Below are 11,572 nucleotides of genomic sequence, written 5' to 3' on the forward strand. Positions count from 1 at the left end.
GTTAATAAGAATTATTTCTCCCCATCTCCCCATCTCCCCATCTCCTCTATTCCCCTTCCACCTTACTTTTATATTCTTTCGCGCTCATTGCATCATCAATATCGGCAGGGTTTTCAACTTTAACTTCGATCAACCATCCCTTACCGTAAGGTTCATCGGCTAATTTTTCTGGAGAATCCATCATTGCATCATTGCATTTAGTGACAGTACCAGTTACAGGAGAATTCAAGTCTTCTACAGCTTTTACTGATTCAACCGTACCAAAAGTTTCTCCTTTGGTTACGCGATCGCCAACTCCGGGTAATTCCAAAAATACGATATCTCCCAACTGGTCGATCGCAAAAGCACTAATCCCAATCGTGGCATTTTCACCTTCAAGACGCACGTATTCGTGACTATCTAAGTATTTCAAATCTTCTGGATATTCAAAAGCCATATTATCTCCTTTCGATTTTGGATTTTAGATACTTCGGCAAGTTTAGCGCTGAGCGACTTGTACCGAGCGACTTGTACCGAGCGACTTGTACCGAGCGACTTGTACCGAGCGAAGTCGAGGTAAGTCGAGGTAAGCCGAAGCATCAGCACAAGTTTTAGATTTTAGATTTTAGATTTTATATTTTATATTAAGAGTAAGGAGTAGTTAAAGAATTACCCATTACCCATGACCAATTACCCATTACCCATTACTCATTACCCATTACTCATCCCATCTTTATTTACTAAGACGACTTGGCGATCGATAAAACGGACGCTTTACTATTATCGCAGGATAGGTTTTATTACGAATTTCTATTTCTAACTGATTGCCGACGGTTGCTATTTCTGCGGGTAGATATGCTAAAGCGATCGGATAACCTAATGTTGGCGATAAGGTACCGCTAGTAATTTCTCCTACTTTTTCTCCTGCGGATAATACTGAATAGCCATGACGGGCGATGTTCCGTCCTTGCATTTGTAAGCCGACCAGTTTGCGTTGAACCCCGTTAGCTTTTTGCTGTTCTAATACTTCGCGACCAATAAAATCGCCTTTTGAGTCTAAATGAACTAACCAACCTAAACCAGCTTCTAAAGGGGTGGTGGTATCATCAATATCTTGTCCGTAAAGCGCCATCGCGGCTTCCAATCTCAAGGTATCTCTTGCACCCAATCCACAGGGAACTACACCAGCTTCAATTAAACTTTGCCAAAGTTCCACTCCCACGTTTGGTTCTACCATTACCTCAAAACCATCTTCCCCGGTGTAACCAGTACGAGCCAGAAACGCAGGCTTACCGAGTACTATTGCTTCCAGATGACCAAATGCTTTAATAGATGTTAAATCTTGATCGACAAACTTTTGGAGAATTTCAGTAGCTTTGGGTCCTTGAACTGCTAACAAGACCTTTTCTGTAGATAAGTCTTGGAATTCTACCTGTATGGGGTCGAGATGTTCGAGCAGCCATGCTTTGTCTTTAACTGTGGTTGCGGCATTAACAATAATAAATCCTTTTTGTACAGTATTATATTCACCTTGATAATAAAAAATTATGTCATCAATTATCCCACCTTGGGGGTTTAATAAAACGCTGTACTGTGCTTGATTAGCTTGTAGACGACTTAGATCGGAAGGAACCAAGCGTTGGAGTTGAGAAACTAAATTTTTAGCTTGTAAAGTAAACTTACCCATGTGGGAAATATCGAACATCCCAGCATTACTTCTAACAGCCTCATGCTCAGCAGTAATCCCAGAAAACTGTAACGGCATTTCCCAGCCACCAAAACTAGTAAACCGCGCATTACAGCCTTGTATAGCCGAGAATAAAGGCGATCGCGCTATCATTGCCATTCCTTCTTGATTAGCCACAGACAAATAAAGCTTTTCTGAATCAACATCTTTAAATATCCTACAAGAGTCAGGGGATTTTAGATTTTAGATTTTAGATTTTGGATTTTGGATTAAAATCTTCCTCTTGTCTCCCCATCCCCTTATCTCCCCATCTCGTTCCTTTGCTGCTAAGTATGGTTAAATGTGGATGTATTGAGTTTTATTAAGTAAACATTATGAAATTTTGGCAAGTACTAGCTAGCTTGGTTTTAGCTATTGTTGTGCTTTTTTATCCGTTGTCGGCGAACGCGGCAAGTTCTTCTAGTATTTCCCGTGCGGCTGGTAATGAATTATCTGGTAAGGATTTATCCGGTCAAAGCTTAGTAGGACAAGAGTACACCACTCTGAGTTTAGAAGATACTAATTTTAGCAACGCCGATATGCGCGGTGCTGTTTTTAATGGTTCGTTATTACAAAATTCAAATTTGCACGGTGTTGATTTTACAGACGGGATAGCTTATTTAACAAGCTTTAAAGAGGTGGATTTAAGTGATGGGGTTTTTGCCAATGCAATGATGTTACGTTCTATTTTTCGTAATGTTGATGTTACTGGCGCTGATTTTAGTGGTGCCATTTTAGACCGCGTAGAAGTTAATAAACTCTGTGAAACCGCTAGTGGTATTAATTCTAAAACCGGCGTTTCAACTCGTGCTTCTTTGGAATGTAGTTAGTTGAAAGGATGGGTAATTGGTAATGGGTAATCGGTAATGGGTAATGGGGAGAATTAATTCTTATACCGTTACTGTATAAAGCGCTTAATCCAGCCTACGCAGGTAGGCTTTGTAGTATTAGCCCCAGCCTTCTAGGCTGCGGGTGTTTTTGTAAATTCTCACTCTTAATTCCTACCAATTACCAATTACCAATTACCAATTACTGAGCTTTCTTCTCTTCAGCTTCAGGCTTTTGGTATTTACCTGGATACTTTCTTTGGAAGTAATCTTCCAGAACTTTTTTAACCATTGGTGCGGCAACGGCACCACCACCACCACCGGAGTGTTCTGCGAATGCTAAGATGACAACTTCTGGTTTGTCGGCGGGTGCATATGCACCAAACCAAGCGTGATTTGCTTTAACGCGATTGGATCTCCAGGCTTCAGCGGTTCCGGTTTTACCTGCCAAAGGCGGGATTGTTGGCGAATTCATTGACTTAGCCGTACCATCTGTAATTACTTGTCGCAATCCTTTACGAATAATCTCGACGGTTTTTGGTTTCATACCTACGGATTCTCGCCATTTCTTTTTCTCTTCGTTGTCTTTGAGAACGTGGGGCTTAACTAAATAGCCGCCGTTTGCTGGTACGGCGAACATTCTTGCTACTTGTAAAGGTGTAGTTAGCAATGCTCCTTGACCGATTGACATATTTACTGAGTCGCCTACCGTCCAATCGCGTTTCCACAACTTTCGTTGATAATCGTTATCGGGTACAAAGCCTTTCGATTCGCTGAAGGAAAATTCCGAGCCTGTTTGTACTCCGAATCCAAATTTACGAGTCCATTTAATCAAATTCTTACCGCCGACTCTTGCCCCTACTTGGTAAAAGAATGTATCGCTACTCATAGCTAAAGCCCCCGGAAATCCCAATGGTCCGAATCCAGCATGGTTCCATTCATTAAAACGGTGTCCGCCAAAGGATAAAGAACCGTAGGTTTGCAGCACCGTACTCGGAGAAAACTTACCCGATTCTAAACCTGCGGCTATAGTCACAACTTTAAAAGTACTTGCAGGGGGATAAGCTCTGAAAGCACGATTGAGCATGGGATGGTTTTTACCTAAGAGTATTGCCTGTAATTCTTTAGGTGAGGGATTTTGCTTGGAAAATACGTTGGGGTCAAATGCCGGATTGGACACCATTGCTAAAATACCACCGTTATTAGGATTTAAGGCAATAATTGTGCCGGTTTGTCCTTGCAAAGCTTTATAAGCAGCTTTTTGTAAATCTATATCTATAGTTAACTTAATATCTTGACCGGGTTTTGCTTGCTTTACGCCTAATGTTCTCAAAGGACGACCTTTACCATCAACTTCCACCTGTTGACCGCCCCATTCTCCCCTCAACGTAGTTTCAAAAGCTTTTTCCACACCCATTTGTCCTATGACATCTCCCAAACGGTAGCCGTCTTTCTTTTTCTCGGCTAACTGTTCTGCGGTGAGTTCGCGGGTATAGCCAATTACATGAGCTAATTCTGCCCCATGAGGATAGTAGCGAACGGCTTCCCGATTAATTTCTACTCCTGGCAACTCCGTTTCGTACTCTTTTAAAGCCGTAATTTGCGCGAGGCTAATATCGCGAGCAATTCTTACTAAAGAGGAAGAGTTGGGTCCGGCTTCTTTTAATTTATCTTCAATTTCTTTTTGGGGTATACCAAGGATTTGAGATAAACGCGGGCCGATTGTGTTCCATGTCTCTTCTTTCTCATGAGCCATAGGCCACAAATATACAGAATGAGGATAGCGAGTTGTAGCTAACAGCTTGCCATTTGCGTCATAAATATTACCTCGCTCTGGCTGTCGGAGAATCAAGCGAATTCGATTATCTTGCGCTCGTTTTTTGAAGCTTTCTCCTTTAACTATTTGTAAATATGCTAATCGACCAAGTATTCCACTTGTCAACAATAAGGTGAGTACGATTAAAAATATAGATTGATAGCCTTTACCTACGGTACGTGCATCTTTTTCCTTACCGATGCGAGGTAGTTGTAATAAGGTCATAAGACAAAAATTAATAAAGAAAATAGCATTATCTGTATACGATTGCGTCTTGGTGCTAACCGGGAGACGACTGTTAAATAATTGAAAGAGTATATTATGTTTTAGTGTATTCTTAGCTACTTTGTGCTAAATATTAAAAGCCCTCAGAATATTTACTTTTTAGTTGTCATATGACTGATTTTATGATTCATTCGCCGCGTTTGTTAACGAGTAAATTGTTTTTGACGTATACAATAAACCAAAGTGCCTTCAAAAGTCAGCAACTATAGACTACATTTGGTGGTGCAAATACGTACAAACACGCGATTATCAAAAGGATTATGTCTCAAACTATAACGCAGCAGCAAGAGGATATGACGACTTTCGAGTCGCTTGATGTTGAACTGTCTGGAGTGTTCAAGTTTTTTAACAAAGAACCGGCTTTACACGGGATAGATTTAGATGTCAGACAAGGAGAATTTTTTAGTATTCTCGGTCCTTCCGGTTGCGGAAAAACAACTATCCTACGTTTAATTGCTGGTTTTGAAAAAGCTGACGCTGGTGAGGTCTTTATTCAAAGTCGTCCTATGGCTAAAGTCCCCCCTCACCGCAGACCAGTCAATACTGTTTTTCAAAGTTATGCTTTGTTTGACCATCTTAATGTATGGGATAACATCGCATTTGGCTTGAAATTAAAAAAGCTGCGGAAAGCTCAAATTGTAAGTAGAGTCCAAGAAGCTTTAGAACTCGTGAAAATGGAAAGTTTGCGATCGCGATTTCCCTATCAACTTTCGGGAGGTCAACAGCAAAGAGTTGCATTAGCACGGGCTTTAGTCAATCGTCCAGCAGTGGTATTGTTAGATGAACCTCTGGGTGCGTTAGATTTGAAGCTGCGTAAGGAAATGCAGGTTGAGTTATTAAATTTACATAGAAACTTGGGATTAACTTTTATCATGGTAACGCACGACCAGGAAGAAGCGTTGTCGTTATCTCAACGTATTGCGATCGTTAATCATGGAAAAGTTGAACAAATCGGCACCCCAAACGAAATTTACGAACATCCGCTATCACCTTTTGTAGCTAATTTTATTGGGGATACTAATCTGTTGTCGGGGGAAATAGCAGATGTAGATGCAGCCAATATCGAAGTAATGACTAAAGCCGGACTTAAAGTGATTGTTAAGCGCAATCTATTCACCCCTACCGGCGTATCCCAAAGTGTATCATTGAGCGTGCGTCCGGAAAAAATTCAGCTTTCGCTATATAAACCTAGCGTTCAAAATAACTGTTTTGAAGGACGTTTGGTGAATGTGATGTATTTAGGAACTCACGTTAATTATGTAGTTGAATTAACGCCTTTTTTACATATTACAGTAATGCAGCCGAGTACCTTTGGAATGTTACCAGACCCCGAAACACCAATTTATGCTTGGTGGGCTGAGGACGATTGTTTGGCTTTACTTAATAACCAATAGTTTAGTATGGCGGATGTTTATTTTATCCATGTTTATTTTTATTTGTCGATTTAGATAAAAAAGAAATAAGAAATGATTAGAAGAAGAGAATTTTTTACAGGGTTAGCTGCACTTTCTGGATTAACAACTGCAAGTTGTGGTTGGAGATTAGGTGATGTAAGAACATCTTCTAACATAGTTAGTGCGCTTGATGAATTGCATCTTTTTACTTGGAGTCAATACACAGATAACAATTTATTAAAAACTTTTACTACTCAAACTGGCATCAAAGTACTTGCAGATGTATATGATGCGAATGAAGTAATGCTGGCTAAATTACAGGCAAGCGGTGGTGGTAGTTACAGCCTGATTTATCCATCAGATTACATGGTAGGTAAGATGGTAAATAAAGGATTATTAAAACAAATTGATCGCAAACGTTTAATCGGTTTGGATAATTTATTTCCGCGCTTTCAAAATCCCGAATATGACCCTAATAATAGCTATAGCGTCCCCATGAGTTGGGGTACTACTGGCTTTATTTACAATTCAGAAAAAATTACCGCAGCCCCTCAAGACTGGAATTATCTGTGGCAAAATCAACAAAAACTTTCTAAACGAATCACCTTACTTAATGATACACGAGAAGTGATAGGTGGAGTTTTAAAAATGTTGGGTTATTCTTACAATTCTCAGAATGAAACCCAAATTAAACAAGCTTATGAAAAACTACAAATTTTGAAACCCGACATTGCTGCTTTTAGTACAGATGGATGGCAAAATCAAATCATGTCAGGAGATTTATATTTAGCGATGTGTTATTCCTCAAATGCTTTTCAACTAACCCGAGAAAACCCTAAATTAAAATACGTCACACCTCAAAGTGGTTCATCTTTATGGACTGATACTATTGCCATTCCTCAAACATCTAGTAACTTAAATGGTGCCTATGAGTGGATAAACTTCATGTTAAAACCAGAAGTTGCAGCACGGATGAGCCAACGTTTAGGTATTGCGACTCCCAATAGTGCAGCTTTTGAATTATTACCCCTACAAATTAAAAACAATTCAACTTTATTCCCACCAGAAAATGTTTTACAAAAATGCGAACGTCTCGCTCCGATTGGAGAATTTGAAGAGGTTTACGAACGTTACTGGACTAAGTTAACGAGTGGGTGAGGGAATTTTGGATTTTGGAGTTAGGAGTTAGGAGTTAGGAGTTAGGAGTTAGGAATTAGGAGTTAATACCACCAGAGTTATTAATCAGTGTCATCAGTGTCATCCATTTAATCCGTGTTCGGGGTTAGGAGTTATTTTCTTCCCCATTCTCCATTACCCATTCCCTATTCCCTACTCCCTTCAATCAAACAACATCTACCATCAATTCTTCACTACAACCTAAACTTCTCCGTTCTTTGAAAAAAGCCTGTTTCATGCCTTGAGTATAAGGCTTAAACAATTCTTTTTGTTCGGGATCTAAACGGCTTTCCATTTCGTCAGCTAGAACTTCACACCATTTTTCGGTTAGTTCCCATTTAATTTCAACTCCTTCTACCACCATTGCACATAAAGGAACTAATTCCTGTTCGATTGGGGTGATACTTTGTTCTAAAAAACACAGTAATATATAAGCTTGGAACATATTCAAATCGCGCAAACAAGAATGAGATATACCGCGATCGCTTAATTGACCCCTGCGGCTGCGATTGTTAGGCAACAATTCATTTAGCTTGCGATAAACTGATTGGGCAATGTCGGGTGATGCTGGCATCATTTGTTCGACAAGTTTCAATTGCGGTGAATCTAACTGATAATTAGCAGCATTAGCACAAACTCTTTGCCAAGGCATTGCTACTTGTTCTTCAACAAATTTTAAATAGGGAGCGAATAATGCTTGTTCGGCAGGTGTCAACCTTTTCAACATTAACTTATTAGTAAAATTCAATTGCGAGGTCATAAAACCAAGACTACGCCAATCTTTAGATACTACGTGCTGCTCTTGAAATACAATTAATATTGGCTCTAAAGCATATGCAAGTTCTTCTACTGCTGGTATAACCCACTGAGAAAGACTATTATTATCTATTTCTAGATTCGGTGACTGCTGCTGATAAACTTCAAGTAACTTTTTATAGATACGGAAAGCAAATTTTGTAATCCTTCTTGCTTCAGTTAAATCTAAAACATTCGGAATATAGTTATAAAGATTTTTAGTTTGTATCCAGCCCATTTGACAATTCACATCTAACATTTTCTCTCTTAACTTGTTAGCAGTTAAAGCCCTCCCTTCTGGTGTCGATGCTTGTAATAATTCGTCACAAGATGAATAATGAACTAGTAAAGAAGATATACCTGGTGTATAGCGACGCGCCCAAAGATTCAACACTCGCTCGGCTGAAGAAGTTTTGATAATTGTAGTAGCTTTTAGCATACATTTTTCCTACGTATTTTTTGCGATCAACAAATGAGCTTATAGTAAATTATTGCGATTGTTGTATCTAGTACAAAATTGATATTAAGTATAATGTAAGTATAATACAAGAAAAATAAGTAAAATTTTCAACTATTTTTCATGAAAACATCTTGTTATTACTATTTTCAACTCCTTTAAAAACACTTATTGAACTCTTGAGTAAAAGTATTATTTATTTTTACTGCAATAAATATTGCTAAATATAAAAAGCAGAACTAAATAGTATTTACACTTAACGGTTATGTTAATCAAGTATCAAATGTGTATAAATACTGAACCTTGTGAATCCAGATTGATTTAGACTGTCTTTGTTAAATGGTAATTTTTAAAACAATCAGGTTTGGAAAAATTGGTTCATAAAAACTTTATCAAATATCAGCCATACTTTACTAATTTTTTGTCCCGTTAACAGATATTAGCCTTGAATAAAATTTTATATTTGATATAATTTCTGTAACAATGATTACAAAATGCTACAAAAGTATTGTTAATAGCTTAACTTTAGCTGTTAAATTAAAGTCTAATTTGCTTTGCTATTATAATTTATATAGATTTTCAAGTAAATATACTTATAAAAGTCGAGGATAAAGTTACCCTTATGTAAATATATCGGATGTCGAAATTATTCAAACAATCAACAAATATATAATCTAAAACTGTTTTTATTTAAAGGAATAAAGCTACTTGCTAGTTTTGTAGTTTTATATACAGTTAAACAGGCAAGCTTTTTTTATAGTTGCAATTATTAGCAAGTTGAATTGTCTAAATTTCCATACATCACCGTATCAAAATAGCAAGTAATAGCAGCAAATATTGCTATTAGGTTATAAATATTAGCGTTTCTAGCTTTAGACTTATCATTGGATAATTTTTTGGGATTGTTCAACTATTTATTTATAATTCAACGCTTGGGAAATCAGTGTTAATTTATGGTTATTTGAAGAAATAATACCTGTAAAAGTTTTTGTATTTTACTTTTATAGAATGCGATCCAAAACCTTTTTAGCAATCTTATTCTCAGACGAAGTATTTATCGATAACCATAGCAAAGGAAGATCATAATAATTGTTGCGCGATATTAGAATCTGTTATAATTTTTTATTATGCAGGGGAATAAATTAATAAGTTAATTGATTTATTTATTGGAGTTTTCTTAATTAGTTTTAAGTATCTTTACTCAAAGATAATTTGATTATGCTCAAGCAAAGAATGGCACCATGATATATCTTTACTTGGCAAAAAAACGATTAAATATTTTCTGTAAATAGTGTAATGATAATAAGTAGTACGAATCTGATTAATAAAAATATTTTACTCACTAAATAAAATTATGTTTGTTGATTTTTGAGAATCAATAAACTTATTTTTCAATTGCATTCAGGGGAACTTATAAGTAGTTTTGGTCAACTAAATTAACCATACAATAAAGGGAGTATGAATAGATATGCAGCTAGAAGATATTGCAGCAATTAAAAAAATAGAAGAAGAAGCATGGGAAGAATTGCAAAAGTCAATTCTTTACTATCAAGGTCGTCCAGTAGGTACGGTAGCAGCTTTGGATGGAAGTGTAGACTCATTAAACTACGACCAATGTTTTGTCAGAGATTTTGTTTCATCGGCTCTACTTTTCTTAATTAAAGGACAAACGGATATAGTCCGTAACTTTCTAGAAGAAACTCTGAAATTACAGCCAAAAGATAACCAACTGGACGCTTACAAACCAGGTCAAGGTATCATGCCAGCTAGTTTCAAAGTAGTATCTCATAATGGAGAAGAGCATTTAGAAGCTGATTTTGGCGAACACGCGATCGCTAGAGTTACACCAATTGATTCTTGCTTTTGGTGGCTGATTATATTACGTGCTTATGTAGTCGCAACTAAAGATTATTCATTTGTGTATCAACCAGAGTTTCAAAAAGGTATTGGATTAATTTTGGAGCTTTGTTTAGCAACTCGCTTTGATATGTATCCAACACTGTTGGTTCCCGATGGTGCTTGCATGATCGATCGACGCTTGGGAATCTCCGGACATCCTTTAGAAATTCAATCTTTATTTTATACAGCATTGCGTGCGGCGCGAGAAATGTTAATCTGTCATGGTAATCAAGATTTGGTGATTGCGATCGATAATCGCTTACCTATTTTACGCGCTCATATTCGTAAGCATTATTGGATAGATATTAAACGTCTTAATGCTATTTATCGTTACAAAGGTGAAGAATACGGCATAGAAGCTGTTAACCAATTTAATATATATGTAGATTCACTTCCTTACTATGAATTGGATAAATGGCTGCCGAAAAAAGGCGGTTATTTAGCAGGTAATGTCGGACCATCACAGTTAGATACTCGCTTCTTTTCTTTAGGGAATTTGATGGCAGTTATTTGTGATTTAGCAAGTGAAGAACAATCTCAAGCCATTATGACTCTGATTGAAAAGAGATGGGAAGACTTAGTAGGAGATATGCCGATGAAAATTAGTTTTCCGGCATTAGAAAATGAAGAATATAGACTAATAACCGGATGCGACCCGAAGAATATTCCTTGGTCTTATCATAATGGTGGAAGTTGGCCAGTTCTAATGTGGATGCTAACAGCCGCAGCGATTAAAACAAATAAAATATGTATTGCCGAAAGAGCAATTAGTGTTGCTCAACTACGTCTTCAAGAAGATGAATGGCCAGAATATTACGATGGTAAGCGCGGAAGATTAATTGGTAAGCAATCTCGAAAATATCAAACTTGGACAATTGCGGGATTACTATTAGCAAAAGAAATGATTAAAGAGCCATCTTATTTATCATTGGTCAATTTTGAGCCATTTAGTTTAGAGGAAGCTTCTAGGGCTTGCGAATTTGAAATTGATAGCTTTGATGCCTAATTCCGTTTATAGTTAAAAGTTCAAAATTTATGTTGATAATCTCTCTCGCAAATGTAAAGTAAAGTGAGGGGGATTATTTTTTGGGAATAGCTTAAAGGTTAAAGGTTACAGGTTAAAGGTTAAAGGTTACAGGTTAAAGGTTAAAGGTTAAAGGTTAAAGGTTAAAGGTTAAAGGTTAAAGGTTAAAGGTTAAAGGTTAAAGGTTAAAGGTT

General features: G+C 37.2%; 8 protein-coding genes. 4 read left to right on the forward strand and 4 right to left on the reverse strand.

Features of this window, described 5'->3' with window-relative positions; genetic code table 11:
* Positions 1 to 46: 46 nt before the first annotated feature.
* Together gcvH and gcvT are read right to left on the reverse strand one after the other, a co-directional pair.
* Complete coding sequence (gcvH, locus tag VB797_RS00705; RefSeq protein ID WP_323235690.1) at positions 47 to 436, reverse strand: glycine cleavage system protein GcvH; 390 nt, start codon at positions 434 to 436, stop codon at positions 47 to 49.
* Positions 437 to 712: 276 nt separating this feature from the next.
* Positions 713 to 1,843, reverse strand: coding sequence for a glycine cleavage system aminomethyltransferase GcvT (gene gcvT, locus VB797_RS00710; RefSeq protein WP_323235691.1), 1,131 nt, complete (start codon positions 1,841 to 1,843; stop codon positions 713 to 715).
* Between the two features lie 197 nt (positions 1,844 to 2,040).
* Here gcvT and VB797_RS00715 point away from each other — a divergent pair, with 197 nt between their 5' ends.
* Entirely contained in the window at positions 2,041 to 2,535 is a 495-nt protein-coding gene (locus VB797_RS00715) for a pentapeptide repeat-containing protein (RefSeq protein ID WP_323235692.1), read from the forward strand.
* A 199-nt stretch (positions 2,536 to 2,734) separates the two neighbouring features.
* Here VB797_RS00715 and mrdA read toward each other — a convergent pair whose 3' ends face one another.
* The gene (mrdA, locus tag VB797_RS00720) at positions 2,735 to 4,573 is read right to left on the reverse strand and encodes a penicillin-binding protein 2 (RefSeq protein WP_323235693.1); all 1,839 of its coding nucleotides are present in this window, start codon (positions 4,571 to 4,573) and stop codon (positions 2,735 to 2,737) included.
* Between the two features lie 320 nt (positions 4,574 to 4,893).
* Between mrdA and VB797_RS00725 the strand changes: the two genes are divergently transcribed.
* Positions 4,894 to 6,027, forward strand: coding sequence for an ABC transporter ATP-binding protein (locus VB797_RS00725; protein WP_323235694.1), 1,134 nt, complete (start codon positions 4,894 to 4,896; stop codon positions 6,025 to 6,027).
* Positions 6,028 to 6,099: 72 nt separating this feature from the next.
* The gene (locus VB797_RS00730) at positions 6,100 to 7,185 is read left to right on the forward strand and encodes a spermidine/putrescine ABC transporter substrate-binding protein (protein ID WP_323235695.1); all 1,086 of its coding nucleotides are present in this window, start codon (positions 6,100 to 6,102) and stop codon (positions 7,183 to 7,185) included.
* Positions 7,186 to 7,369: 184 nt separating this feature from the next.
* Here VB797_RS00730 and VB797_RS00735 read toward each other — a convergent pair whose 3' ends face one another.
* Positions 7,370 to 8,437, reverse strand: a complete 1,068-nt coding sequence (locus tag VB797_RS00735) for a hypothetical protein (protein ID WP_323235696.1) — start codon at positions 8,435 to 8,437, stop codon at positions 7,370 to 7,372.
* Between the two features lie 1,486 nt (positions 8,438 to 9,923).
* Between VB797_RS00735 and VB797_RS00740 the strand changes: the two genes are divergently transcribed.
* The gene (locus VB797_RS00740; protein WP_323235697.1) at positions 9,924 to 11,360 is read left to right on the forward strand and encodes a glycoside hydrolase 100 family protein; all 1,437 of its coding nucleotides are present in this window, start codon (positions 9,924 to 9,926) and stop codon (positions 11,358 to 11,360) included.
* Positions 11,361 to 11,572 lie beyond the last annotated feature (212 nt).

Source organism: Rivularia sp. UHCC 0363 (genome assembly GCF_034931125.1).
In the GTDB taxonomy this organism is placed as follows: domain Bacteria; phylum Cyanobacteriota; class Cyanobacteriia; order Cyanobacteriales; family Nostocaceae; genus Rivularia.

What these genes read in the sequence shown, in the direction of transcription:
- gcvH (WP_323235690.1), bottom strand. Translation starts at nt 436, where the DNA reads ATGGCTTTTGAATATCCAGAAGATTTGAAATACTTAGATAGTCACGAA.
- VB797_RS00715 (WP_323235692.1), top strand. Translation starts at nt 2,041, where the DNA reads ATGAAATTTTGGCAAGTACTAGCTAGCTTGGTTTTAGCTATTGTTGTG.
- mrdA (WP_323235693.1), bottom strand. Translation starts at nt 4,573, where the DNA reads ATGACCTTATTACAACTACCTCGCATCGGTAAGGAAAAAGATGCACGT.
- VB797_RS00725 (WP_323235694.1), top strand. Translation starts at nt 4,894, where the DNA reads ATGTCTCAAACTATAACGCAGCAGCAAGAGGATATGACGACTTTCGAG.
- VB797_RS00730 (WP_323235695.1), top strand. Translation starts at nt 6,100, where the DNA reads ATGATTAGAAGAAGAGAATTTTTTACAGGGTTAGCTGCACTTTCTGGA.
- VB797_RS00735 (WP_323235696.1), bottom strand. Translation starts at nt 8,437, where the DNA reads ATGCTAAAAGCTACTACAATTATCAAAACTTCTTCAGCCGAGCGAGTG.
- VB797_RS00740 (WP_323235697.1), top strand. Translation starts at nt 9,924, where the DNA reads ATGCAGCTAGAAGATATTGCAGCAATTAAAAAAATAGAAGAAGAAGCA.